The 25,833-nt window shown below is 57.0% G+C and carries 22 protein-coding genes, 1 tRNA gene and 1 pseudogene; 10 read left to right on the top strand and 14 right to left on the bottom strand.

Annotated features, from left to right (window positions below; translation table 11 throughout):
- Positions 1 to 52: 52 nt before the first annotated feature.
- Positions 53 to 824, bottom strand: a pseudogene (locus tag Q0U90_RS10000) (IS3 family transposase); the annotation flags it as partial.
- A 777-nt stretch (positions 825 to 1,601) separates the two neighbouring features.
- Here Q0U90_RS10000 and Q0U90_RS09995 point away from each other — a divergent pair.
- The 4 genes from Q0U90_RS09995 to Q0U90_RS09980 all read left to right on the top strand — a co-directional run bounded on the left by Q0U90_RS09995 (position 1,602) and on the right by Q0U90_RS09980 (position 8,314).
- Positions 1,602 to 3,233, top strand: a complete 1,632-nt coding sequence (locus tag Q0U90_RS09995; RefSeq protein ID WP_297454463.1) for a SpaH/EbpB family LPXTG-anchored major pilin — start codon at positions 1,602 to 1,604, stop codon at positions 3,231 to 3,233.
- Between the two features lie 328 nt (positions 3,234 to 3,561).
- On the top strand, positions 3,562 to 4,551 hold the full coding sequence (locus Q0U90_RS09990) for a class C sortase (RefSeq protein ID WP_297454460.1): 990 nt from the start codon (positions 3,562 to 3,564) through the stop codon (positions 4,549 to 4,551).
- Positions 4,552 to 4,553: 2 nt separating this feature from the next.
- Complete coding sequence (locus Q0U90_RS09985; RefSeq protein ID WP_297454457.1) at positions 4,554 to 5,429, top strand: cell surface protein; 876 nt, start codon at positions 4,554 to 4,556, stop codon at positions 5,427 to 5,429.
- Positions 5,430 to 5,434: 5 nt separating this feature from the next.
- Positions 5,435 to 8,314 carry an LPXTG cell wall anchor domain-containing protein gene (locus Q0U90_RS09980; RefSeq protein ID WP_297454455.1) on the top strand — a complete coding sequence of 960 codons (2,880 nt, stop codon included), beginning with the start codon at positions 5,435 to 5,437 and terminating at the stop codon, positions 8,312 to 8,314.
- A gap of 89 nt (positions 8,315 to 8,403) precedes the next feature.
- On the opposite strand, the gene Q0U90_RS09975 is transcribed toward Q0U90_RS09980, so the two are convergent.
- Positions 8,404 to 8,538 carry a hypothetical protein gene (locus Q0U90_RS09975; RefSeq protein ID WP_297454452.1) on the bottom strand — a complete coding sequence of 45 codons (135 nt, stop codon included), beginning with the start codon at positions 8,536 to 8,538 and terminating at the stop codon, positions 8,404 to 8,406.
- A gap of 325 nt (positions 8,539 to 8,863) precedes the next feature.
- Here Q0U90_RS09975 and Q0U90_RS09970 point away from each other — a divergent pair, with 325 nt between their 5' ends.
- From Q0U90_RS09970 to Q0U90_RS09950, 5 genes are all read left to right on the top strand, one after another.
- On the top strand, positions 8,864 to 9,391 hold the full coding sequence (locus Q0U90_RS09970) for an Asp23/Gls24 family envelope stress response protein (RefSeq protein WP_297454449.1): 528 nt from the start codon (positions 8,864 to 8,866) through the stop codon (positions 9,389 to 9,391).
- A gap of 65 nt (positions 9,392 to 9,456) precedes the next feature.
- Positions 9,457 to 9,654, top strand: coding sequence for a hypothetical protein (locus tag Q0U90_RS09965; RefSeq protein ID WP_005511694.1), 198 nt, complete (start codon positions 9,457 to 9,459; stop codon positions 9,652 to 9,654).
- Positions 9,651 to 10,739 (top strand): hypothetical protein, encoded by a 1,089-nt coding sequence (locus Q0U90_RS09960; protein ID WP_297454443.1) that lies wholly within the window; start codon positions 9,651 to 9,653, stop codon positions 10,737 to 10,739. Before Q0U90_RS09965 ends, Q0U90_RS09960 begins: the two co-directional genes overlap by 4 nt.
- On the top strand, positions 10,726 to 11,181 hold the full coding sequence (locus Q0U90_RS09955; RefSeq protein ID WP_297454440.1) for a hypothetical protein: 456 nt from the start codon (positions 10,726 to 10,728) through the stop codon (positions 11,179 to 11,181). The genes Q0U90_RS09960 and Q0U90_RS09955 overlap by 14 nt, the downstream gene beginning before the upstream one ends.
- Entirely contained in the window at positions 11,178 to 11,729 is a 552-nt protein-coding gene (locus tag Q0U90_RS09950) for an alkaline shock response membrane anchor protein AmaP (protein WP_297454437.1), read from the top strand. Before Q0U90_RS09955 ends, Q0U90_RS09950 begins: the two co-directional genes overlap by 4 nt.
- A gap of 59 nt (positions 11,730 to 11,788) precedes the next feature.
- On the opposite strand, the gene Q0U90_RS09945 is transcribed toward Q0U90_RS09950, so the two are convergent.
- The 4 genes from Q0U90_RS09945 to Q0U90_RS09930 form a co-directional block, all read right to left on the bottom strand.
- Positions 11,789 to 12,367: an RNA polymerase sigma factor gene (locus Q0U90_RS09945; protein WP_297454434.1), complete on the bottom strand. Its 579-nt coding sequence runs from the start codon at positions 12,365 to 12,367 to the stop codon at positions 11,789 to 11,791.
- 128 nt (positions 12,368 to 12,495) lie between these two features.
- On the bottom strand, positions 12,496 to 13,917 hold the full coding sequence (locus Q0U90_RS09940; protein WP_297454430.1) for an FtsX-like permease family protein: 1,422 nt from the start codon (positions 13,915 to 13,917) through the stop codon (positions 12,496 to 12,498).
- Complete coding sequence (locus Q0U90_RS09935; protein ID WP_297454427.1) at positions 13,904 to 14,641, bottom strand: ABC transporter ATP-binding protein; 738 nt, start codon at positions 14,639 to 14,641, stop codon at positions 13,904 to 13,906. Before Q0U90_RS09935 ends, Q0U90_RS09940 begins: the two co-directional genes overlap by 14 nt.
- A 9-nt stretch (positions 14,642 to 14,650) precedes the next feature.
- Complete coding sequence (locus tag Q0U90_RS09930) at positions 14,651 to 15,718, bottom strand: hypothetical protein (protein ID WP_297454424.1); 1,068 nt, start codon at positions 15,716 to 15,718, stop codon at positions 14,651 to 14,653.
- A gap of 374 nt (positions 15,719 to 16,092) precedes the next feature.
- On the opposite strand from Q0U90_RS09930, the gene Q0U90_RS09925 reads away from it, so the two are divergent.
- On the top strand, positions 16,093 to 17,622 hold the full coding sequence (locus tag Q0U90_RS09925) for a catalase (RefSeq protein ID WP_297454421.1): 1,530 nt from the start codon (positions 16,093 to 16,095) through the stop codon (positions 17,620 to 17,622).
- A gap of 184 nt (positions 17,623 to 17,806) precedes the next feature.
- On the opposite strand, the gene Q0U90_RS09920 is transcribed toward Q0U90_RS09925, so the two are convergent.
- From Q0U90_RS09920 to Q0U90_RS09885, 8 genes are all read right to left on the bottom strand, one after another.
- Complete coding sequence (locus tag Q0U90_RS09920) at positions 17,807 to 18,148, bottom strand: monovalent cation/H(+) antiporter subunit G (protein ID WP_297454418.1); 342 nt, start codon at positions 18,146 to 18,148, stop codon at positions 17,807 to 17,809.
- 24 nt (positions 18,149 to 18,172) lie between these two features.
- Positions 18,173 to 18,463 carry a monovalent cation/H+ antiporter complex subunit F gene (locus tag Q0U90_RS09915; protein ID WP_297454415.1) on the bottom strand — a complete coding sequence of 97 codons (291 nt, stop codon included), beginning with the start codon at positions 18,461 to 18,463 and terminating at the stop codon, positions 18,173 to 18,175.
- On the bottom strand, positions 18,460 to 18,942 hold the full coding sequence (locus tag Q0U90_RS09910) for a Na+/H+ antiporter subunit E (RefSeq protein ID WP_297454412.1): 483 nt from the start codon (positions 18,940 to 18,942) through the stop codon (positions 18,460 to 18,462). Before Q0U90_RS09910 ends, Q0U90_RS09915 begins: the two co-directional genes overlap by 4 nt.
- Positions 18,942 to 20,513 (bottom strand): monovalent cation/H+ antiporter subunit D family protein, encoded by a 1,572-nt coding sequence (locus Q0U90_RS09905; protein ID WP_297454409.1) that lies wholly within the window; start codon positions 20,511 to 20,513, stop codon positions 18,942 to 18,944. The genes Q0U90_RS09910 and Q0U90_RS09905 overlap by 1 nt, the downstream gene beginning before the upstream one ends.
- Positions 20,507 to 20,995 (bottom strand): cation:proton antiporter subunit C, encoded by a 489-nt coding sequence (locus Q0U90_RS09900; RefSeq protein WP_297454405.1) that lies wholly within the window; start codon positions 20,993 to 20,995, stop codon positions 20,507 to 20,509. The genes Q0U90_RS09905 and Q0U90_RS09900 overlap by 7 nt, the downstream gene beginning before the upstream one ends.
- Positions 20,992 to 24,153: a DUF4040 family protein gene (locus tag Q0U90_RS09895; protein WP_297454402.1), complete on the bottom strand. Its 3,162-nt coding sequence runs from the start codon at positions 24,151 to 24,153 to the stop codon at positions 20,992 to 20,994. Before Q0U90_RS09895 ends, Q0U90_RS09900 begins: the two co-directional genes overlap by 4 nt.
- A 461-nt stretch (positions 24,154 to 24,614) precedes the next feature.
- A tRNA-Pro gene (locus Q0U90_RS09890) sits at positions 24,615 to 24,691 on the bottom strand.
- Between the two features lie 176 nt (positions 24,692 to 24,867).
- Positions 24,868 to 25,803 (bottom strand): metallophosphoesterase, encoded by a 936-nt coding sequence (locus Q0U90_RS09885; RefSeq protein WP_297454466.1) that lies wholly within the window; start codon positions 25,801 to 25,803, stop codon positions 24,868 to 24,870.
- Positions 25,804 to 25,833 lie beyond the last annotated feature (30 nt).

Genomic DNA, 25,833 nt, shown 5'->3' with positions numbered 1-25,833 from the left:
AGGAAATAATAGAAATCAAGGCAAACGCCTAGGAACAAAACCCGGGGCACTTCAGGTAGACCTTGCGGCCTGCGACCCTGAACTCGGTGACGTCGCTGACAAAGACGGTGTTTGGCTTATCTGGGGTGAATTTGCGGTCAAGTGTGTTGTCAGCAATGCGGCTGATCGTCCCGGTGTAGGAAACATAAGGTCTACGTTGGCGGATCTTGGCTCGAAGCCCCATCTGGCGCATGAGTTTGTACACGAGTTTGTGGTTGACCACCCAGCCCTGGTTGCGTAGGTCAAGTAGGACTCGCCTATAGCCGTAGCGATGCTTGTTCCGTTCGAAGCTTTCCCGAATCGCTTGCTTGAGAACGGCGTGTTTATCCGGCTTGTTGAGTCGTTTCTGGTGGTAGAAGAACGTCGACCTCGGCATGCCTGCTGCCTCTAGGAGATATTCCAAGCGGTGGTGAGACTTGAGGATGACGATCGCCTGGACTTTCAGGCGTGTCCCTGGTTCCTCAAGTCCCGCAATTTTTTTAAGTACGCGTTTTCCGCTTCCAACCGTGCGATCTGACGGCGCAGCTTGTCTTCTTCTGTAAGCCGCTTCGGTGCAGCCGAGCCTTTGGGCCTGCCCTTCGGCTTCGGTGTCAACGCGTCATCGCCGCCTGTGCGCCATGTCCTGGTCCAATCTTTGACGAGCTGGTCTGATGATAGGCCAAACTCGCGGGCAAGATCCATTCTTGTCTCGCCGGCAAGGTAGCGTTGGACAACTTCCTTCTTGATTTCAAACGAGTACTGCTGCTTTGTCGGTTTCTCCACAAGACATAGCCTGCCATGTAGCTTAAACCGACGATAGAGCATACGGGCGGCATACTTGGAGACACCAAGGGCATTGGCAGCGGCTGTATAACCCATGCCTTGCTCAAATAGTTCAACCAATTGCTCGCGCTGATATTCACTTAGCGAACTTCGTGCTCTCAATGAAAACAACTCCCCACTAGTCGGTAACTGGTTTCTCAGTCCAACTAATGGGGAGCAGTTCAAAGGTGTCCGGGGCTTTTCTGCGTTGTGGGACCTGTGGGGTGTTACGGTGGTCGGTAGCAGGGGCGGGGCGGTAGGCGATAGGGGGAAGATAAGCCGGGTTGAGCAAAAGGGGTTAGTCGTTATTGGGTGGGACACTCCTCCGCGAGGAAAACTCTGTTGCGCTGCGTAAATGATATTTTTAGAAGTATTAAAGGTGGGTTTTAGCCCACTTTAGGGGTGGGGATGTATGTAATTTCTGGGGATATCCTGAATCACCAATAGCGAGATAATATTGCCCGGAAAATGAGTGTCGGGGGGGGTGACCTGGGCATATTGGCCAATAAATCAAAAATACTTAACGCGGATGGGGAATGTGACTATGCGTAAGCACTGGCGAAGAGGGAAAAATCAGATTTACAGCCTTTTTACCTGCAATTAAGATGATGCGTGATCCGCGATAGTTCCCTGAGAGTTGTCTAAGTGTTGATTCATTGGGAACGTTGGTCTTGAAAGGTTCGGGATTAGCGTTGGAGTGGGTCAGGTAACCAGTGAGCGAAGAAATCCTTCGTTCGCTCGTACTGAAAAGGATTTTTCGCGTGAACAAGTTTTCTCGTACGGCTCGTTCCGTAACATTCGCCGCAATCGTTGGTCTGTCGATGGGCGTTACCGCTCCGGTTGCTATCGCTCAGGACACTGCCATCAACCAGGCTGCTGGCGACTCCCCGCTGGTGAATAAGGCAGCCAAGGGCTCGCTCACCATTCACAAGTTCGGTAATCCGACCGATGAAGGCCAGCCGTCTGGTACTGCAGCTGACGTTGACAACGTTATTGCCAACGGTGGCGAAAAGCTTTCGGGCGTCGGCTTTACTGTGTACAAGATTAATAAGACTGCCGACGGTGCTACCGACATTGACGTCACCACTAACGAGGGGCTGCTGGCTGCTTCGAAGCTGAAGGCCGGTGACTTCTCACAGGGTGCTGCACTCAAGGATGGTCTGCCTGACGGTGTCCTGACAGAGGTTGCGACGGGCACGACCGATGCGGATGGCAAGTGGAACGTTGGTACGGAACTGCCTCTCGGTGCTTACCTGGTTGTTGAGACCGGCCCGAAGGAAGGCTATGACCCGGCTGTTCCGTTCATTGCCTTCGTTCCGATGACCAGCAATGGTCAGGTAGGCGCAGAGACTCAGGGCACTACCTGGAACTACGATGTCCATGCGTTCCCGAAGAACTACAAGGACGAAGAGCCGACCAAGACTGTCACGGATAAGGACAAGAACGCTGGTGACGAAAATCTGGTCTACACCGTCACAGGTACTGCTCGTCAGCTGAAGCCAAACGTGGAGCGCACCCAGTTCAAGGTCACTGACGAGATTGACTCGAAGCTGGAAATCACCAAGGTTGAGGCCAAGATTGTCAAGGCAGACGGTGCAGAGCAGGCTCTGACTGAAGCCAACGATAAGGACGGCAAGTTCTTCGAGGGCAACAATGTCGATGTCGATCTGAACTCTGACATTGCGAAGACTCTTGGTACTGGTGACAAGGTTGTTGTTACTATCACCACCAAGTTGAAGGCTGAGTTCGCGGAAGCTACCGATATCGCACCGAACAAGGCTCTGGTATTCCAGAACAACCCGGGTGGCGAAGAGAGCGATACCCCGAAGGAGACTCCGGAGGTTAAGACCTACTGGGGTGGCCTGAAGTTCAAGAAGGTTGATGGCGACCGCAACGGTCTGGAAGGCGCTGAGTTCCAGATTGTTCGCCAGGAGGCTGGCAAGCAGTGCTCCGATATTGATACCACCAAGAAGGATTCCTGGACTCCGGTTAATGGTCAGCAGGGCGGCGAGGTTAAGACCACCTTCGTCTCTGGCCAGGACGGTATCGTCAAGATTACTGGTCTTCACGTCAACGACTTCGAGAACAATGCTGAGGTTGTCGAGGGTGAACAGTCTCACTACTGCCTGATTGAGACCAAGGCTCCGAAGGGCAAGGAGCTGCTGCCGGAGGCACTCGAGTTCAAGCTGGTTGCTACCGAGACTTCCCCGGAGCGCGTTTACCAGCTGGCTTCCGTCCAGGTTGGTGCTAACGAGGGCGAGGTTGTTAACTCCGACGACACCACTCCTAACCTGCCGATGACCGGTGGTGCTGGTGTTGGCATCCTGGCTGCCATCGGTGCTGCCATCGTCGCAGCTGGTGCATGGTTCGCCCGCCGTGGTTCCAAGGCCTAAGGCTCTTGGGTAATCGGGGAACTGGTTTTTGTGGGTAGGCGCTCATTGCTGAACCACAAAGCCCAGTCGCCGATTGAGCGCTAGTGAACCGGACCTCAGTGGAGGGATGGTAAAGCTGGTGCTTGGGCCAGTGAACCCGAAAAGGTTCGTTGGCCTAAAGTCGGCCACTTTGTGGTTGATAGTTCACGTAAACCGGGCAGTTTTCTCGCAGTGTGTGCCTGTGGCATTAAGAACGCCATAATCGACATTGTGTGAAAACTGTCCGGTTGGACGCCTAAATATTAAGAGCTTTACGTAATACTGTGGCGATCAGCTAAGGGAATTGGATATGACAGACCCGTCAGTAGGTGGTGAAACCACCAATACCAAAGGTGAGGTCAAGGGAAAACAGCAAACCTCGAAGTTCGCGGATTGGCTAAATCAGCTAAGCCGTAACAAGGCTGTGCCTGCGATTCTCATCATCATTGGTCTGCTCATCATCTTGTATCCAGTTGTGTCGACTCAGTGGAACAACTGGCAGCAGAATCGCGCCGCGGCTGAATATGCTGAACTACAGAAGGGCGCTCCGCCGGAGATTATAAATAAGCAATGGGAAGATGCTCATCGCTATAACTCCGAACGAGCAAGTGGCCCAATTCTTGACCCTTGGATTAGCCGTTTTGTACCGGATAATCAGGATTACATTGACTATCTTGCGACCTTGAATGCGCAGGAAGCAATGGCGCGTTTGATTATTCCATCCATTAAGTCAGACTTGCCCGTGTACCACGGCACCGAGGGAGACACGCTGCAAAAGGGTGTTGGTCATCTTTTCGGCACAGATCTCCCAGTCGGAGGCCCTGGAACGCACTCAGTGTTAACTGCGCATACGGGGCTTTCAACCGCGACTCTTTTTGACAACCTTAAGGATGTCAAAAAAGGAGATGCCTTTTTCATCCAGGTTGCTGGGCATAAGTTGAAGTACCAGGTGGACCAAATCAAGACCGTTCTGCCACATGAGGTTGAGTCTCTTCGGGCCGAAGCTGGGAAAGATTACGTCACCCTGGTGACGTGTACTCCCTACGGGATTAACACCCACCGCCTCTTGGTTCGAGGACACCAAGTTCCGATCTCTGAGGAAGAGGCAGCAGCCCTCGATGAAACTGAAGGCGTTGTTTGGCAGTGGTGGATGTATCTCTTATCTGCGATGTTCGTTCTCGGGTTGAGTGGCCTTATTTGGTGGTACGTGCGTCAGGCTCGCGACAGTAGCGAGGAAAATCAAGAAAACTTCGGCGATACCGTTGCCGATTCCGATCACAACTATGAAGAAGATCTGTGATTATGAATTTTAAAAACACCGAGAGCTTTCGTCGGCCTCGCTTCTTCGCGGGTCGGCGTTTGAAGGTTGCATTCACTAGTGCGGTCGCTGCCGCCTCAGTGCTTGCAGTTGCGCCGGGCTTGACGACGATTCCAGGAGACTTCGGCTCTCCCGTTGCTCAGGCGGCAATTACCGGTTTCCGGGATGCGCCCCCGGCGTCGTCGATTGATATGAATCAGCCGGTTGACTTAACCCTGGTGATTCCTGATTTGCGTCACGGGGAGCCTCGTGATGAGTCTGAGTTGCCTCTTGGGGGAGCTGCAGGTTATAGCGTAACTGTGACGAAGCTGGATGTTGCTCCTATTAATACGGAAGAGGGCTACAAGGCTGCTGCGGGGTTAACCGCAGCTGACTTGAAGAACGTCGGTAGAGGTGATTCCTTCACCACCGTGACGGACGAGAACGGCATCGCACGGTTCGAGGGTTTGGAGCCGGGTGCTTATGTGGTTACCGCTCGGCCGCCGAAGGATTCGACGAAGTACTATCCGCAGCCGCAGGACATGGTTGTTGTCGTGCCGACGGTAGCTGAGGATGGTACGTGGAATTATCAGCCGACTGTAGTTGCGAAGTTTGTTCCTGAGGATTGCGAGTGTCCTCCGGATGAGCCCTGTCCGCCGCCGACTACCCCTGGTCCAACTCCGCCTCCGGTGACAAAAACGCCCCCAAGGGTGACGACTACTCCTGGAAAGCCGGGTAAGCCTGGGGAGCCTGGTGGTTCGTTGGCAATTACTGGCGTTCAGGCTGCGGGTTTGGCTGGTATTGCGGCTGTATTGATTGGCGGCGGTGCGGTGCTGATTACTACTAAGAGTAAGCCTCGCGAGGAAGAGGATGAGGTGTAGCGGAGATGCAAGACTACAAGTTGTATCGGAAAACAATTGCCACACTTGCAACCATTTTGATGGTGCTGGCTTCTTTGGTCGGTGGGCATACTTCTTTTGCGTGGGCGCAGGATGAGGAAGAAGAAACTGTAGTTTCTGAGAGCACTGAATCTCAGCCAGAGGAAACTGAGACTGAAGTATCTGAGCCCGCAGAGAAAAGCTCAGAGAAACAGAAGGATACTTCCAAAGTAGACGAATCGAGCACTGCGACGGAAACTCCGAGCGTTGACGAGGATGCGGAAGCCACTGAGTCGGAAGAACTCGAAATGGACATCGGATCAGGTCCACCTGCTCCCATGCGTGCAACTCGGCAGGCTTCTGATCCCCGTCTTATCGATGGGGATTGGCGGGATTTACCGATTGCAGATAATCCTTCGCTTCCTCAGCGATGTGGTTTGAATATTGCCCTTGTTTTCGACTTGTCGAATTCGATTGGTGAAAATGGATTAGGGCAAACTCGTCGAGCAGGCCGAGAAGTGGTCGGGGCGTTGGCAGGCACTCCGACAACTGTTGGACTATATAACTTCGGTACCAACGCTCCAGTTGAAAATACCCGTGATTATGATGCACTGGACCTGCAAGATCCTGACCAGGTAAATACTGCTCTGCGGACTGTCGCAAATTACACTCATGGTGGTGCTTCAGAGACTGATGCCTTTAGAGACTGGGGTGGTACGAACTGGGAAGGGGCGCTGAAAAACGTAAAGAATTCTGGTGTTAAGTACGATGTCGTTTACTTCATCACAGATGGTGCTCCGACCACTAACGATGATTTGTTGCCAAGGAATGTTAATGGCGCGAAGATCGATGGTTGGACAGGGGATGCTGGACGAATTACGCACAACTACGACATCACCTCTGCGATTAAAGCAGCTAATGAGATAAAAAATGGTGGAACTCGTATCGAGGCGCTCGCCGTTGGCAACTTCCATCGGCGGACTCCAGTTTTGAAAGATGATGTCGGTTACGGTGGTGATGTAGCTTGGGTCCCGTTCACGGACGGTAGCACTTATGTGAGAGCAGACTATGCAGACATTCCGCGGGGACAATTTCGTGTAGTGCGGACAAATCCCGATTTGAGGTATGCCTACCAAGAAGGTGTCGGAAAAACACTGGGGAACTACTACGTCACTGAAAGTGGTAATCCGTATTATTTCCGACTTGAGGATGAAGTCGCCTCAACGCCTGTCGTTGGATCCGGATGGAGCTATAACGTGAATGTTGCAAATCAGCAAGGGACGATATGGTCAAAGAGAGTACCTGCGCAAGGTTACTCGCAGGTTTATGCCCCTTCGTACAATACAGCTATTGAGATTATGGGCACCTTGGTTGGTCCGGGAAACGATGGCCTACACGAGATCACCAACTACAATTATCTCACCCAGCAGCTGAAAGATGCCGCTACAGAAACTTGTGCGGGAACTTTGACTGTGCAGAAGCAGATCGTTGATAGCGACGGAAACGTTCTGCAGGAAAAGGTCCCAGGCTGGAAATTTGAGGGCTATGATCTCCAAGGCGACTTGACTGCGAGCCTGCTAGACGGGACAACCGGGTTTACGGGCACCACAAACGACGACGGTGAGGTGGTCTTCAAGTTCAAGACTGCCGAGCCGCACAAGAACGGCACTATTTCAATTCGCGAGATTATGCAGGATGGGTTTAGCATCCACCAGCAAGATGGACTCAACGCGAAGTGTGAATCCGTGGACTTGACTGACCCAAATGCAGTAGCTACGGGCGAACAGGTTATCAATGACCCGAATGATTCATTGGGTTTCAATGTCGGAATTGGTACCGGTAAGGCAGTTCACTGCATTGTCCAGAACCAGAAGGGTGGCTCGTTCCATGTAGCGAAGACACCACATGAAGATCAGGACAAGGATACAGATGGTAATCAGCCGAAGGCACCGGTGAAGAACGGTGAAGTCACGGCATATTACGACATCTCGGTGACTAACAACAGTGATGACAAGGCAACGCTTAAGGCGCCGGTCATTGATACGGTCACTTTCCCTGATGGGATGACGATTAAGACTGTTGAGTTCGAGTATAATGGCGACCCCATTGATGCCACTCAACTGGGAGATGATCACCGCTATGAGTTCAAACCTGAAATCTTTGGAGAGTTCAAGGGCAACGAAACTAAGCAGATAACGGTGAAGGTGACTGCGAGGGTCGATCCGAAGACTCAGAAGAGCATCTTGGACGGTACTTACCAAAAGTGTGAGTCCGCAAACCCGTCGAGCCCAGATAATCCTCGTTCGATGTTCAATGCTGTGAGCTTGGAAGGTGAAGTCCAAGAGCCTGATCCGGTAGCCGACAACCAGGCCTGTGTTGACCCCGAGCTCGAACCGCTAGTTTTCTCGGTGCATAAGGTAGATGCGGATAACCAGGCCGTCTCTCTTGATGGTGCGCGGTTTACCGTCTATCCCGCATCCGTTACTGACTTCGGTGCTTCTGATGAAGGTATTGAACTAGTGCCAGTGCAGGGAGACAACTCGAGGCTGAAGCTACCGGAAGACGCCAAGCTTCTTGCTGGTAAGTACAAGCTGGTCGAAACTAAGGCACCAAACGTTAATGGTCAGCAGTACTCGCTGCTTCCAAACCCAATTGTTTTTGAGCTGAAGCTGGTGGATGGAAGGTCTGTTGTTGAGATTGATGCCGCGAATACTGGTGTAGCAAGTGTCGATGATAACGATGCAAGCATTATTACTGTGGCGAATGTCTACTCAGGCAAACTGCCCAAGACCGGTGGTATCGGTGTGGGTGTTGTCGCTCTGATTGGCCTAGTTATTGTGTCCGCTGGTGTGTACTTTGCACGACGCGGTAATAGCGGCCAGGACTAGGAAGTTGGTTCGAGCTAGGCCATAGCCTTGAGGCCAGCACAAAATAAGGGAGCTGTTCACGCAAAGTGAGCAGCTCCCTTTAACAATTTCTAAGAAGCAGCAGAGTCGCCGCTGGCACTGTCGCCGTCGTCAAGCGCGGCAACCAAATCGCGGCGCGCACGAGTTCCGATTACGGACGGTACTAAGTCACTGCCGAAATGTGGAATCTTGCTGCGAGTTGTCAATCGTTATCCAAAGTTATCGAATTTGTTAGCAAGCGGTTGGCACGTGGGGCTCGTTCGTAATGCCAGAATAGTAAATGAGAGGTCATATCCTGCTGCCAAGCAGGGATAATCTAGAAATTACAGAGTTCTCCGTGATGCCGGGGAAGAAAAGCACATCAAGTCTGTAATCCAGTTTTCTAAGAGACTTTTATAACGAAATCCCTGCTGGAGGGGCTCTCTCGCAGTTATGTACTCCTAGCCGCACTGCAGGTTGCCTGTGGCAGTTATAGCATCGGCTTTGTCCAGACATTTCGTCTACATCACTGAGGAACAGGAACGGCACATCATGGCTGACAACACAAAGAACACTGCTAAGAACACCCAGGCAACTCAGGCTGGCTCGGACTCCGCGAATAAGGGAACCGGCCACGGCCACACCTCTATCGACGACAGCGTCGTCTCCAAGATTGCCGGCATTGCTACCCGCGAGGTCTCCGGTGTTTATGACCTTGGCGGTGGCATGGATCGCTTCGCTGGCTCCGTCCGTGAGTTTGTCTCCGGCGGTAGCGCCAACGTATCCCAGGGAATTGCTGTTGAGGTTGGCGAGCGCCAGGCTGCAGTCGACGTCACCATCATTGCCGAGTACGGCGTTGCCATCCACGAACTGGCGGAGGCTATCCGTCAGAACGTCATTAGCTCCGTTGAGCGTATGACCGGCCTCGAGGTCACTGAAGTCAATGTCGATGTTTCCGATGTTCACACCGACTACCAGACCCCGCAGGAGCGCGAAGAAGAGGCCGCTAAGCAGCGCGAAGAGCAGCGCAAGGCCATCGCGGCTGCTAACGAGCCCAAGGAGCAGCCACGCGTTCAGTAGCTAACAACTATTGCGCGTCGAGGCCGGGCAGAATGGGCAGTTAAGCCCGTATAAAGGGGAATTTCATGTTCGATAATTACACAAAGACCTTCGCGACGATTGCCGTTGTCCTGTGCTTCGCCGCAATGATTGGTGGTTTCACGGGTTTTCTTGCGGTTATTGCCTTCGGAGGTCTGGCCGGTGCAGCCGGTGCGGTACTCGATGGAAAAATCGATGCGCCCGAGCTCAACCGTAAGTTCAACCGAGGAGGCCGCCGACGGTGACTATCCACGTTCCAACAACGCGTGGCACCACCGTCGTAAGCGAAAAGGCAATCCGCCGCATCGTAGAGATGGCCGTGCGCACGGTTCCCGGCACGCTCGACCAATCCCGTGTTCTAGGGCGCGACTATCCAATTGTCTCTATCGACAGTGAGATTGCCCCCAATCCTGCCACGACAAGCGTCGTTAGTGCAATTCGAGTCGGAGTTCGCGCTGTCGCGTCCTGGCCAGCGCCGACAGCGGAAATTGCAGTGCGCATTCGTTCCAGCGTCGCAACCTGGCTCGTTGATATGGCCGGTCTTGAAAATGTCACCGTCGATGTTGACATCGACAGCGTCGAACCCGGGCACGTGCGTGTCACCAGAGAGGACTTGGCGCACTTTTCGGGTCACCCGCAGCTGACACCCGTTCGGGTGAATCAGCAGGTAGTAGCCGCCCCACAGGTGCGGTGGGTCCCAGAAGTGCAGTCCATCGCTGTACCTTCGCCGCAGCCAGTGCGCAGTATTTCAGTACCGCAGCCTCAGCCAGTGCGCAGCATTACTCCGGTGGCACCGCAGCCGGTACGCAGCATTACTCCGCCGCGTCCAGAACGAGTACGCAGTGTCCCAGCGCCTGCTCCACAACCGGTACGCTTTGTCACGCAGCCGAAGCCACTACCAGCTGTGGCTGTTAAGGCACCGAAGCCGCAACCAGTCCGACGCATTGTTGCACCACCGCCGCTGCCAGTGACCCGCACCTCGGTGCCGAAGCCGGTACAGGTGCGTCGCACACCAACTCCACGGCCAATACAGCTGCGAAAAGTCGCAGCACCAAAGCCGACGTCCTTGGTGCAGGTGAGTGTCCTCCGGCAATCAAAGCTGCGTCCGGTACGAGTGCCGTCGCCACGCACAATTAGTGTTAAGGCGCCACGACCAGCGCTATTGCGGCCGGTTAAAGTGCCGCGTCCAACCCGGTTGAAACAAGTTCGCGCACCGCGACAGGAGCAGCTGCGCCCGGTATCCGTGCCACAACCACGTACCGTGGTGGTAAGCACGCCAGAGCCGCGCCCACTGAAAAAGATTGAGGTGACACCCTATGACGCCGACTGAGAGGTCATCGGCCGCGGTGGTCCCGGACGAGTCAGTAGAAACTCGCCAGGGACGTGACCCGCGTCAATCACCGAAGGTCCGCGGGCTGGGAGTTTTCGCCGGTCTGTTGATGATTGCAGCGGCTGTAGTCGCAGGTAGAGAAGCAATCATCAGTGCTAATGGCTCAGGCGGCACCTCATGGTTACAGCCAGCATTCGACTGGTTCAGCAACCCACAGGACTCAGCCGCGTCATGGGTGTTGCTCCTCGTCGGAATCCTCGCTGCAATCTATGGGCTGGGACAGCTCATCGCGGTGTTTCTTCCTGCCCCGCGCCGGTATGTACGCGTCGATGGCGATGGCAACCTGCCAGTTTGGATGCATAAGTCTGACTACCAAGAACTCCACAATGGCACGGCACTTGCTTCCGGAAGTCACGGCGGATACGAAGGTGATGACAAGTGAAAACATCAGTAAGCGTATTCGACCGAATTGTGCTGTTCCTCTTCTCAGCGCTGCTACTGCTGGTAGCAACATGGGCAATTGCGAGCTACTTCGATGTCGCTCCCGCACAGTGGCTTCACGACACCGGGCGGATGGAATCCTGGGAAAAAATACCTGAGCAAAGCTGGTATGTTCCCGTCCTCGGTGTAATCACAGCGATCCTAGCGGTGGTCGGCTGCAGCTTGGTGGTCGCTAATCTGAGATCGCACCGGTTCAGCACGGTTTCCGCATCGGAATCACAGGAAAAGTTAGGAGAGATTTCGCTGCCGGTCGCCGATGTTGCCGATGCGGTGTGCACCGATTTAGAGCGCAACGCCTACATCAACCAGGCGGATTCGCGGGTCTACCGTGATAATGGAATCCCGACCTTAGAAGTGACTGTGGCGATGTCGCCGCAGGCGAGCCTCCCCACTGTTGTAGCTGCCCTGAAAAACGCGGAGCGTGATATGCGTGATGCCCTTGGGCATGCGGATATCGCCTCGACCTACAAAATCGAACTGGATTGTTAGTCAGCTTCGCGGGGGAGACAACCTACAACGGCTAGCTAGGTTCCCTGGTCGGAGCGGGCCTAAACAGCAGCTGAGTCGCCGCTGGCACTGTCGCCGTCGTCAAGCGCGGCAACCAGATCGCGGCGCGCACGGGCGACGCGGGAGCGGATGGTGCCCACGCGGCACCCTGCGATTTCCGCGGCCTCCGCGTAGGAGTAACCCAGCACCTGCGTCAAAATGAGGGCCTCGCGGCGTTCCTCCGACAGCTGCTCCAGCAGCACGCGGGCGTCAGCGAGCTCTGACCACGACTCGCCGGTCGTGAACTGCTCGGCAGCGTTTTCCACTTCTACTGCTGACTTCTTCGGACGTGCCGAATCATGGCGGACCGAATCCACCCACACACGCCGCGCCAGTGATAACAGCCACGTGCGAGCAGACGAACGCGCTGCAAAGCGGGGAAGCGCCCCCATGACACGCAGGTATGTCTCCTGCGTTAGATCATCAGCAGCATCAACCCCGCCCAGATGCGCGAGCAGACGCCACACATCCTTTTGCGTGAGTCGCACAAACTCCGTCAGCGCAGCTTGATTACCGCGGCCGGCTTTCAGCGCCAGCTGCGTGATGTGCTCGTCATTTGAGACGAGATGTGCGGGAGTCATGGCAATAGCTTAGCAACTTCACGCCCAAAGCTAATTTGCCTGGCTGCACGTGGCCTCAAGACGGTCTCACCTGGAAGAAGCAGGTGAAGAAGGGACGAGGCAGCCAGGCGAATCAGGGGGCTTTGCTATTAGAAGCGGATGGCGTCGATGGGCTTGACGCGCACTGCAATCGTGGCCGGGATAATACCCGCCAGTGCGCCTACGAAAGTCGCAACCAACACGCCGATGACAGCGGCCGTGACGGGGTAGGCCACGGTACCTGTTTCCAGCGGCAACGCGAGCATCTTGTCCAGTGGTAGCTGCTTGACCGTGATAATCGAGGCGATCACGCCGACCACGCCCGCCACTGTCGTGGCAACAATCGACTCCAGGAACACAGAGATAAAGATCCTGCCTGCCGACGCGCCCATTGCGCGACGAATACCAATCTCGCGGACGCGGTGACCAATGGTGACAATCGAGACCGTGAGCAGCCCCAACGCGCCAAGTGCAATCACAATACCGCCGATAATGCCCAGCGCAGTGGTGATGGTGTTGTTTAGCTCCTGCGAGATCTCCGTGTCCTTCTCAGACAGCGAGGTATTCACCTTCCAGCTGGGGCCGAGCTCCGCCTGGAAAATGTTGTGCAACGCCTTCTGGTTCTCCTTCGCGGACTCCTCAGGCGTTGCGACGAGAAGTTGCGGCTCACCCACCGGACCCTCGTAGCCGGCATTGAGGAAGGAGTCATAGTGCGTGACAATGCTCGGTGCGTCCCACGAACCCAGTGACTTATACACTCCCACCACGGTGAAAGTGGTGTCACCTGTTTCCTGCAACGTGAAGGTGGGGTGGTCGGCTAGCGCAGGGTTGCCCAGGCTCTCGTAGAACTGGTCGTTGACCACAGCGGGGTTCATCAAGCGCTGGCCATCGGCATCTTCCAACCGGCGCCCCTGCACCATCGTGCGGGCGTAAATATCAAACCAACCGGGGTCGGCGGCGATTAACTCGGGTGTGGCTGGCGAAACGCACTCGTAATCATCCGGATCGCAGGCATTCACATTTTGTACGGGTGTGGCTGGCTGCATACGAACTCGCGACCACAAGTTGGCATGAGTGGTCTCCACTAGACGGTGTGCGGCAGTGGAAAAAGCGTCATTGATAGAGCCATCGGGGTTGATGACGCTCAAATCGTCAGGGCCGTTTCCGCCGATGCCGAGCCCTCCGAAGCTGCCGAAGCTATCGGCCATCGTGCCATCGCCGAAGTCACCGCCGCCGAAATCGGAGCCATCCTCGGAGTCGGAAGTACTTGCTCCGGCGGTCAAGGTGACAGTGCCGGCGATACCTGTGCTCTGGGCTGTGACTGCGTCCTGAGAGCTGGTGAGGATATTGCCGAGGGCGATGACCGTGGTCATAGCCCACACTGCGGCGGCCACGCTGACCAGGGACAGCATGATGCGGCCACGGTTAATGCGCAGCTCATGCCATGCTTCCAACAGCGCTCCGAGATAAGGAGTTGCCGCATAGAGGAATGACGGCCGTGACTTCGATTCTGTTTCTTTAGTCGTCGTCATCGGCAACCTCCTCGAAGTTGTGCATGGCGTTGGCGGCAGATAGTAGGACGGAGTCGGCGTGCAACTGACCGTCGCGAAGCTCAAGCACCCGATCGCCGCGCTCGGAGACCTCTAAATCGTGCGTAATCACAATCAATGCGGCGTTGTTTTCCGCGGCGACTTCTTCGAGCAGATCCATGACGACTTTGCCGGTGTCGACATCAAGTGCGCCGGTGGGCTCATCGGCAAGAATGAGCTGTGGTTGGCGCACGAGCGCGCGGGCAATCGCCACACGCTGCTGCTCACCGCCGGAAAGCTGAGAGGGCGTCGCTTCAAGACGGTCGCCCAGGCCGACGCGCTCCAGCATCGCGGCGGCAAGCTCAGTGCGATTCCAAAACTTCTCGCCTCGGTCGTACATCAACGGAACCTCGACATTTTCCAGCGTGGTGCGGGAGGGGAAGAGGTTGAACTGCTGGAAGACGAATCCCAAATTATCGCCGCGGAGCGCGGCGCGTTTGCGGTCCGACAGGGTGGAAATGTCGGTGCCGTCGAAAGTGTAGGTGCCGGAATCGGGCAAATCGAGCATGCCGATGATGTTCAGCAGCGTTGACTTACCAGAGCCGGACTGGCCAATAATGCTGAGGTGTTCGCCGCGTGGCACCTCGAGATCGATGCCTTTCAAAATGGGCAGCGCCTCGCCGTTGGGGAGCGTCACCGTACGAGTGACGGCAGTCAAACTAAGCATGGCGCGGGCCTACTTCTCGGATCCGGAGTCGCCGGTGTCAGTGCCGTCGTCAGTTCCGTCGCCGGCGAACTCGTCCTTGAAGGAAGGCACGTACTCCAGAACCTGCTGGCCTTCCTTCAGGCCGCGCTTGATCTCAATGAATGTGCCATCGTTGGCGCCCAGCTCAACCTTGATTTTGGTGGGCTTGCCGCCATCCTTAGCTGGAGCGTAGACAACACCTTCGCGGAAGCGCCCCTCCACAGCGGTAACCGGTAGCGCCGGAACCTCAGAGGTGGTGCCACTGCCAAGAATCAACGTTGCGGGGACCCCTTCGTAGACGGTTTGATTTGCTGGAATGTCGCAGCGCAGCTGTGGGCCGCCCGAGGAACCACCTGCAGCACCGGCGCCCATGCCCGCGCCATCTCCGGTGCCAGCGCCAGCTGAGCCTGCGCCACCTCCCGTGACGGTCTTCACCGAATCACACAAAAATGGGGCCGGGCCATCGGTGATAGCGAGCTTGCCATTGCTAATCGAGTCGCCGAGCGAGTACAGCTGACTTGGCTTAATAGGCGCTACGGCGTGGAAAGTGTTTGGTGAGATTGTGCCAATTTCCTGGCCAATCTCGACCGTCTGTCCGATGACGATATCCCACTGCACAGTACCTGAAGCTTTAGCAGTGATGTTCCCCCAGGTAACAGTGGTTTCAGGCGCGGCCGCTGCAACGTTTTCGTCACCGAAATCCGCACTGCCGGAGGTGCTGGCAACATCCGAAATCGAGGTTTTCTTCACCTGGAGCAGGTTTTGTCCCTCCACGGCGTTGCCACCGCTGTTGACATAGGCATCGGTGATTTCGCCAGAAGCGTTGGCGCGAATCACCGTGGGCTCGTCCGGAACGATAGTGGCAGATAGCTTCTGCGTGTTATTGATGCGCTGAGAGGATAGCTCCGTGGTCGGTTGCGAGAAATCGCCGGTCGCTTGCGCGAAGTCTTCGTCGTTAGCGGGGAAGAATGCAATCTTGAGGAGTGCAACAGTCGCCAGAAAAGCCAGCGTGTACTTGAAGAATGTGAGCGCTTTGGCGCCCCGCCCTGGTTTTTTCATGTCTGCAGAAGTGTCCGATCAGAATTCAAAATAACAGCGTGGTACTTGAGAAATCCTACCCTTTTCCTCTGCCCTCACCAGTAGTGCTGGCTATACCTTTTGAGGTCTTTTGGGCAGTGCTGATAGGTATTGCATGGCAGCGCGGTAAGCGCTTTTCGACGGTCATTGTGTGTGGTTGTTGTGGGGGAAAATCTGCCCTTTTTTCGGTTGAGTGTGTCACGCCGATATAGCGAACCTAATCGGAATAATAATTAGGGCCATATATCAATTGCAGGCGACTGATAGGCAAAATATGAAAGTTCGTGTAGGGTGGAGGGCACTGAGGGCATATTGCTTCTGCCGTCTATCCCCTCATTGTCAGGAGGAAATCCCCCATGTCGAATCTCTATGAAGGCTCCAATGGTCCGACCACTCGCCTCAACGGTGCGCCGGTTCCCACGGAGCAGCACTCACAAACGAATGGCCAACAGGGAGGTATTAACCTCCATGACATCCACCTGCTGGAAAAGCTCGCCCACTTCAACCGTGAGCGCATTCCAGAGCGTGTTGTGCACGCTAAGGGTGCCGGCGCTTTCGGTGAGCTGACCGTCACCGAGGATGTCTCCAAGTACACCAAGGCCGCGGTTTTCCAGCCGAATACGGTCACGCCGATGCTGGCGCGATTCTCCACCGTCGCAGGTGAGCAGGGTTCCCCGGACGGCTGGCGTGACGTGCGCGGCTTTGCGCTGAAGTTCTACACCGACGAGGGCAACCTCGACATCGTGGGTAACAACACTCCAGTGTTCTTCATCCGCGACGGCATTAAGTTCCCGGACTTCATCCACTCGCAGAAGCGCCTGCCGGATACCGGCCTGCGCGATGCCAACATGCAGTGGGATTTCTGGACCGCATCACCAGAGTCTGCACACCAGGTCACGTACCTAATGGGTGACCGCGGCATTCCGAAGGACTTCCGTCATATGGACGGTTTCGGCTCCCACACCTACCAGTGGATTAACGCTGAAGGGGAGCGCTTCTGGGTTAAGTACCACTTCAAGACCCGTCAGGGCTGGGAGTTCCTCACGGACGATGAAGCCGCTGAGCTGGTTGGCGAAAATACCGACCACGCCCGCCAGGACCTCTTCGAGGCAATTGAGCGCGGCGACTACCCAACCTGGGACGTCAAGGTGCAAATCATGCCTTACGACGAAGCCGCGGGTTACAAGGTGAACCCCTTCGATTTGACCAAGACGTGGTCCCAGAAGGACTACCCGCTGATTCCAGTCGGCCACTTTACCCTGAACCGCAATCCGGGCAACTTCTTCGCCGAGATTGAACAGGCCGCTTTCGCACCATCGAATACGGTGCCGGGTGTCGGCTTCTCGCCGGACAAGATGCTGCTGGCGCGTGTGTTCTCCTACGCTGATGCGCACCGCTACCGCCTGGGTGTCAACCATGATCAGCTGCCGGTGAACCAGTCTCGCTGCCCGGTGAACTCCTTCTCGCAGGACGGTTACGGCACCTACCACTACTCAGACCCGACGCTGCCGGTTTACGGTTCTAACGGTTCCGCTCGCGGTCCGGAGGGCGATACTGCAGCTGCGGCTGAAGCTGCAGGATGCCCGGTTCGCTCGGGTCACGCTGGACAGGTTGATGCCAGTGTCTTCGGCCAGTGGGAGAGCGTGGGCGAAGAGTTCTACGCCGGCGCGTACGTGCAGCACCCTGAGGATGACGACTTCTCTCAGCCAGGCGACCTCGTCCGCAACGTGATGGACGACGCCGAGCGCGATCGCTTGGCGGACAACATCGTCGGCGCCATGCAGGGAGTTTCCCCAGAGGTGGAACAGCGTGTCTACCAGTACTGGACCAACGTTGATTCCTGGCTCGGTGCCGAGGTGGAGAAGCGCTTCAAGGCTACGAAGTAAGGCCTGCATGGCTGCTTAACCCGCTGCGTAACTCGCTGCTTGGGCTACGCGGCGCTGTGTCCGTCGTAAAGCAAAGGCGCTTAACAAAAGCCCTAGCGTTACCGGGGGAAGATGGTTTCTCCTGGTAAACGCTAGGGCTTTTCTATGATTTTGTATAGAGCGGATTCTAGGATGTGGCCGCTAGTTACCGCTCCGGCTCATAGTCCTCAGCGGAGCCGTCACGAGCACCCAAGACCGCGCGTCCAAGAACCTCGGAAGCGACTGTGGCGACGACCAGCACGGCGACAATGGCCAGAATGGCAGTGAGAGTCTTACCCCAGGTCAGGTCTCCTTGGTCGGCTTCTAAGACCAAGTTGGCCATAACCAGTGCGGGAATACCCACCATGATTCCAGCCGAAAGCTGATTCAACCGGCTCAGTGCATCTTTGGAGCGCCACATTGCTACGCCTGCCAGGAGCAGATACAAAGATCCGCCAATGACCAGCACGGCAAACAATATAGTTACAAGAATTGAAGCGATACTCATATTGCGATTCGTCCTTAATTGGTCTTAGCGGCGGCCACGGGAAATAACTCGGGCCAGGCCAACAGTCGACAAAATGCCGAGCAGACCCGCCAACATTGCAATATCGAAAGTGATGGCCGTAGTTCGCAACATGGCGGTTGTGAGGAACACTCCCACCATGGGGTAGAAGGCGGCGTCAGAAAGCACGGCGCGGGAGACGTTGCCCTTGACCCGGAAAATCAGTACCACGCCAACAAGCAGTGCCACTGAACACAGAGCAACGCCAATGCCACTAATTACCTGCACCGCGGTCGGGTCGATCAATGTGTCGTTCATGAGCGTGCTCCTTTGTCTTTGCCGTTGGAGGCGATGCCATCCGGCAGCGGCAGACCACGGTCGACCTCGGCAGCAACGCCGACGACAGCGTCCGGGTCTATGAACTGGTCTGCGTTGTACTCCTCGAAGACGAAGGCCTTCGGACGGGGGACATCGCGGAGGCTGGGCACGAGGTGCTCCTCCATGTCATAGAGGGAGTCATACAGCGCATCCAAGTCAGCACCGAAGATTGCATGGATGATAAACAACCGTCCCGCGTCGGTCTCACGGACACCACAGACCAGCGTGCCCGGGGTCATGGTGATGGATTCGGCAAAGAGAGTGACCTCTAGGTCGGACTTCACGCGCAACGGCAGTCCGATGAGCACCGGCTGTTGCTTCTGGTTCGGGCGCAAAGTGTCAGCCACCACGTCCGTTGCGGCCACAATGACCTGCCACACCAGCCAGAGGGAATAGCGGATAATATGCAGGAACTTCATTAGTAAATACCTCCGATGGCGTTTTCAACTCCGCCGAGTGTGGCCTCGCGGTAGCCATCAATATTCAGCAGCGCATCAGCCGCACCGGTGGTCGCCCACGTGACGGCACCGACGGCAACGAACATTGCCACGGACACAATCGCCAACATGGCCGACGGCGCAACCAGCGCGCCCGGAACGCGAACTGAATCATCCACGCCCTGCATCGGCCGGCCCCAGAAGACCGCGCGCCACAGGCGAATCATGGCCAGCAGCGATCCCAGCGAGGCAACAATAATCGCCGTAATCGCGACGATCGAGCGGGCATCGCCAGTAGCTGCAGAGGCAAAGACAATGCCGACCTTGCCCCACACGCCGGAAAACGGTGGGAAACCAACAATGGAGAAGCTCATTGCCGCCATGACCCAAGCGACTGCCTGGTCGCGCCGGGCAAGTCCCGAAAGCCTGGAGAGCGTACCCGTACCGTAGGTCTCTTCCACCGCGCCGGAGCCCAGAATGAGGGCGCCAACAGTCACCATATGGTGGATTGCGTAGAAGATACCCGCAGCCAATGCCGCCTTGGCGCCGTGGCCGTCGTTAGCATCCGTGAACGCCAGCACAATCAGAATGAACGGCATGCCCGTGACCATCTGGTACGCCAGCACCTCGCGCATAGTGTTCTCCGCGAGGCCCGCAAATGCGCCGACCAGCATCGAGATCGCCATGATGATAATGATCGGCCAGTGCCAAGAGGGGTTCATGCCTACAATCACGACGTAGATGCGGAAAAGCATGTACACCGCAACCTTCGTATGCACCGCAGAGAACAGCGCCATCACCGCAGGGCTTGTCGACGGATACGTCCTCGGCAGCCACGTGTGCGCCGGAACCAAACCGGCCTTCACGCACAGCGCAATGATGACAATTCCCAGCGCGACCACACCCGTGCCTCCGGGGCCGCCCTCGCTGGCCATGTTAGCCAGCATTGCGATATTCACATTGCCCGCCGAACCATAGACCAGCGTGACACCAATCAGTAGCACCGTGGAAGTCAAGAGATTGACCAGCACGAAGTTACGACCAGCAGCCAGGCGGTGCCAGGTTCCAGTTACTGCAATCAGGCCGTAGGAGGGCAGCAGCATGACCTCCATGAACACGAAGAAGTTGAACAGATCGGCAGTCAGGAAAGCACCCGACATACCGGACAGCATCATCAGCGTCAGGGAGGGGAAGAAACGAGAGGTGTTTTCACCCGCGACATGGGCGAACCAGCTACCGATGGCCACCACCGCGGCGGCCACACCCAGCATCAGCATGGAGAACGTGTCCGCCAGGAAAGGAATCGAGATACCACCGGGGAACGCGCCCACACCGTGGCCGACCGGACCGTTTTCAGCGACGTAGAACATCACCCAAAACGCAGCCAGCGACGACAGCGCTGGGACCAGGATGCCCATAGTCGCGCGCATCCACAGCTTCGGCAGGATGGCTGTGACCGCCGACAGAATCAGCGGGATTGCCGCAAAAAGTGGCAGCAGTGAAGACAGAGTTGAAGGGGACATTGCCGAGGTCATTGCAGAGGCTTCTACCATTTCTCGTCACCGCCGTACGGGGTCTCGCGCGGGAACGTACTTGGAGCCGGAGATACACCTGGGGTGCCGGTGACCGTGGAGTCAGAATCCACTGGGATGTGCTTACCGGTACGACGACCAGCCGTCGACAACTGCTGCATTGCCTCACGGTCCTCGTGGATACGCGTGTCATCATCGTGGCCCAAACCAGCCAGTGCCAGCATGAATGCAGTCACCGCCATGGTAATTACGATGGCGGTTAGCACGAAGGCCTGCGGTAGTGGGTCGGCCGTCTGCTGGGCAGCACTGGCACCAGCGGTCGCGGCGGAATCGGTGCCCAGCAGCGGTTCGCCGCGCCAGGCGCCCACACCAGTGGACAAAATAATCAGGTTCGCGGCATGGGAAATCAGAGTCATACCGATGATGGTGCGCAGCATGCCGCGTTGCAGCACCAGGTATGTGCCACCGCCTGCGAGGACGGCAGCCATGATGGCGATAATCACTTCTTGGCCTCCTCAACAGTGGCGTAAGCGGGGGTGTGAGCGGGAGCTGGGTTGCTCTCCGCTTCTGCAGCGAATACGCCCACCTTTGGCGGCACCCGCAAGCTCGAGCGGTCTGGGTAGAGATCCTGCATCACATCGTCGGCCCCGGTCACACCAGGACGGTTCGGGCCGCCCAGGAGATTCAGTGCGGTTGCCACAATGCCGATGACGGCCAGGTACACGCCGACGTCGAAAAGCAATGCCGTGGTGAGATGCTGGCCCAGGAACTCGCCGTACAGCGGTGCCAAGAACGATCCCTTGGCGAATCCGATGAAGCCCGTGACGATGGCCGTGATGACACCCGCGGCGCTGAGCACCACCGGGGTCTTTTGGCCGAAGACCAGCTCGTCGCGATCCTTGGACAGGTAAATCAGCATGACGGCAGCGGCGCCGATTAGCGCCGCGTTGAAGCCGCCGCCCGGGGCGGTACCGCCGCGGTAGAGGACCACAGCAGACAGCGCGAACAGGACCGGCGCCAGCCAGCGAACCAGCCAGCGCATCATGATGGAGTTCAGTGCGGGCTCCGCAAGCGGGGAAGGCTGATCGAGCAGGTGCGGGAAGCGCGGCATCGACGTGACAACCGCCGCCATCGCGACACCCGCCATACCGAGAACCGCCAGCTCACCCATGGTATCGAAAGCACGGAACTCAACCAGGATCACGTTGACAATGTTGGTCTCACCCGTGACCTTTTCCGTGTTGTCGATGTACCACTGCGCGACTTCAGGCAACTGACGACGGCCAGTGAGGAACCACACCGCGCCGAATGTAGCCAAGCCCACAGCAACCGCCACGACCGCGGCGGAAGCACGGCGGCTGCTGGTTGTCTCAGAGAAAGCACGCGGCTGGAAGCGCAGCACCAGCATCATCAGCACGACGGTCAGGATTTCCACCATGAACTGTGTTAATGCCACATCCGGGGCGCCCAGCAGGAGAATCTGCAGCGTGACACCAACACCGGTGACACTGAGCAGTACAGCCGCCTGCAGACGGTTCTTCGCCCGAAGCGTGGCCCACACGCCGATTAGGACAACAGCCAGCGGAATCAGGTCGGTCAGGCGGTCGATGCCGTCGATCTTCGGCAGCACCGGAGCGCCTCCGACACCCGGGCCAATTGCGATAGCCAGGGCGTATACCGCAAGCAGGCCAAGCAGCGGCAGCAGGTGGCGCGATGGCTGGTGGGAGCGTGCCACCTTGCCCATCGCGCGACCCACGCGCTGCGAGACAGTCAGCGACGCGTTGATTGCCTCCACACCGGTGAATGGGAAGAGCTTACGGTCTGCCATGATGTCGTTGACGCGGGCGCGGGCAAAGATGAAGCCCACGCCGACTGCCAGCACAATTAGGGAGATAATCAGCGGCACGTTTACGCCGTGCCACAGGCTCAAATGCGATTCCTGAGTCGTGCCGGCTGGAAGCTGACCGACCGTATCCGCTACGCGGTCCAGCGGACGGTTCAAAATAGCGCCGGCAGCAAACGCTGCAGGCAGGCTCAGCACGCCAGGAATGGCGGCCGGAAGCCACAGCGAAATCGGGGCCTCATTGATGTGGTCAACGTTTCGCGGACCATCCACAAACGCACCGAACACCAAACGTGCCGAGTACGCGAAAGTACCAATCGCACCGATCGCCGCCACTGTCAGCAGGATGACCACGCCGGTATTGGTCAACGGCGCGCCTTCGAATGCGGTGAGCATGCCTTCCTTCGACATGAAGCCGAAGAACGGCGGAATTGCCGCCATCGATGCCGCACCGAAAATCATGGAGCCAAAGCTCCACGGCATCTGCTTCCACAGCGGACCCAAACGACGAATGTCGCGCGTGCCCGCCTGGTGATCAACCACACCGGCCATCATGAACAGCGAAGACTTGAACATCGCGTGCGCAATGGTGTGCACAACCGCAGCCATAATGGCGAACTTCGTGCCCACACCAATCGTGGCGACAATCCAACCCAGCTGCGAGACCGTCGAGTACGCAATCAGCTTCTTCATGTCAGTCTGCTGCAGCGCAAAGTAAGCCGTGGCAACAGCCGTCCACATACCCATGACAATCAGCAGCAACTGCCAGATGCGCACATCCGCGAAGACCGTGGAAAAACGCATCAGCAGGTATACGCCCGCCTTGACGACGGCCGCAGCGTGCAAGAAAGCCGAGACGGGAGTTGCCGCCGCCATGGCCTCGGGAAGCCAAGCGTGGAAGGGGAACTGAGCTGCCTTTGTGAAAGCGCCCAGGGCCACCAACGCGGCAATGAGGCTGCGCGCTGCCGGGTTGGCCTCCCACTCAGGCGAAGCCAAAACCTCGGTGAGGTTCGTGGAACCCGTCAGCCACACAGCACCGCCGAGAGCGGCCAGCAGAAGCAGGCCACCGGTAAAGGTCAGCAGGAGTGTGCGCAACGAGCCCAGCTCGCCCGAGGAGCCCGACCTTGCAATGAGCAGGAACGACGCCATCGAGACCAGCTCCCACCCGATGAAGAGGAGCATGATGTCGTCGGCAAGCACGAGGAGCAAAACCGCCAACATGAACCCCGTCATCAGGACGTAGAAGCTCATCGCGGATTTCTTCGGCGGCAGATACGCGGTGGAATAGATGAAGACTATCGAGCCCACGAGCAGCGCCAAGAAACTGAACACCAGGGAGAGGGGATCGAGCTTCAGCGCAAACGCCGCGTTCATCTCCGGGGACCAGATACGCGACCAGGTGAAGGTGGTGCCGTCGAGGACATCGCCCGTTACACGCGAAAGCTGGACCACCGACGCGAGGAAGAACGCGACAATGGGCCAGCCTGCGTGACGACCAAGGAGTTTCACAAACAGCGGGGTCAGGGCTAAGGCGACCGCCACTAACAGCGGGACCGAGAGGAGGGTCAGGCTATCGGTGGTGGCTTGGGCTGCTTGGGCGGCTTGGGCTGCGAGCGTTGTTGTGTGCTCTGCGGCGCTGCCTGCTTGGGTGGTAATTGTTGCCGGGGCAGAAAGAACGGAATCTAAAGAATTCAATGTTGCCGATACGCCGCCGGACGCAAACTCAGAAGCCAATGTCTGGTCTGGTGGTGCGGTCGCCGACGGTGGGCTGGCTGTATAGGAGCTGGCTGATGCCAGAGCTGGTGCCAGGTGCGTCACTTGGGGGCTACTTTCACATTGCTTGTAAAAAAGTTCGTACTTCTACAGGTTAACAGCCACGAAATTGCTCCATGCGGGGTGAAAGGGGCATTTGGGGGAATGGGGTTGAAGCTCTGTGGATTCAGTAGTGAAAAAATAGTGAAACCAGTGATGAACGGTGGCGGACCAATGCGAGTTAGTGACCTCGCTTATGGCAAAAATGACCCGAAAAATGGGATGAAAGTGCTATAAAGTTGCACAGTTTCACATTTGCAGCCCGTAAGTTTTCGGGTTGTGAATTTTCGGGCTGTCAGTTTTGCCACGTAACCCCGGGCTGTGGTGCTGCCGCAGTGGGGGCTGACCAGTCACTGTCTTGAGAACTAGACGCACTTTTTGTCTATTAGTCCTGAACAGCGGCGAAAAGTAGCGAATGACAAACCCTCCCGCACTTGGATAACTCTAGGTGAGAGAGGGTTTTTACTTGGTCGGGGTAGCGGGATTTGAACCCACGGCCTCTTCGTCCCGAACGAAGCGCGCTACCAAGCTGCGCCATACCCCGAGGCCACAGACACAAACTGGGAACATGCGTCTCAGTGCTGTGCTTGCGAGGACTTACTTTAGCCCGATGCCGAGGCGGAATGCAAAACGCCTGCTTAACGGGCTATGGGGTGGACGGTGGTGCAGGTTCAGTCCCTCAGATGTAGCCGCAGCCCCCAACCGCACCCACCCTACGAACTACGAATCCCGCTCCACAACCTCAATCAAGGTCGCGGATGGGCGGCAGAACAGGCGCACCGGCGCGTACGGGGAAGTCCCAAGACCATTGGAGACATGCAGCCATGTCTTCTCGGTCCAGCGTGACAACCCCGAGGCCCGCGAGCGGTCGATGCCGCAGTTGGTCACAATGGCCTTTCCGCCAGGTAAGCAGACCTGGCCACCGTGTGTGTGGCCGGAAAGCACCAGGTCGTAGCCGTCTTCTGCAAAGGAGTCCAACACGTGCGGCTCAGGGGAATGTGACAGGCCGATGGCGATGTCGGCATCCGCATTCGGGGCACCGGCGATCTGCGAATAGTCTTCCAACTCGTGGTGAGGGTCATCCACGCCGGACAACGCCACCTTCACGCCACCTGCCACAAACTCCAGCCGCGCATGGGTGGCATCCTGCCAACCGCGCTCGATGAACGCAGCACGCATGTCGCGCCACGGCAGTTCGACACGTGAGGGCTTGCGCTTCTTGCCCGTCAGGTACTTCAGCGGATTGACAGGCCGCGGCGCGAAGTAGTCATTCGTACCAAACACGAAGGCACCCGGACGGTTGAGCAGAGGGCCAAGCGCAGTAAGGACACTTGGGACGGCCTTGTCGCTTCCCAGGTTGTCGCCGGTATTAATCACCAGGTCAGGGTTCAGAGCGTCGAGGCTGGCAACCCACTTCTGCTTCAGCTTCTGATCGGGGAGCATGTGGAAGTCGGAGACATGCAGAATCCGGAAAGGTTCACCCTCGCGCTTTCCCGCCCGGGCGAGCGTGCCGGGTGCCAGCACGGGAACTTGCACACGGTGGAGCTTGAATGCGCGCAGTTCGATTTGGTTCGCGTAGATGAACGTCGTCAAGCCGAGCGTGGCGATAGCTGCGACTGACCGCAGGATTCGGTTGGAAAAAGCGCGCGATGTCATGACAGAGACACTAGCAACTACAGCGGTAAT

This window comes from uncultured Corynebacterium sp. (assembly GCF_946998835.1).
GTDB lineage: Bacteria > Actinomycetota > Actinomycetes > Mycobacteriales > Mycobacteriaceae > Corynebacterium.
The sequence above is the reverse complement of the archived record's forward strand: the minus strand, read 5'-3'. Positions and strand labels throughout refer to the sequence as shown.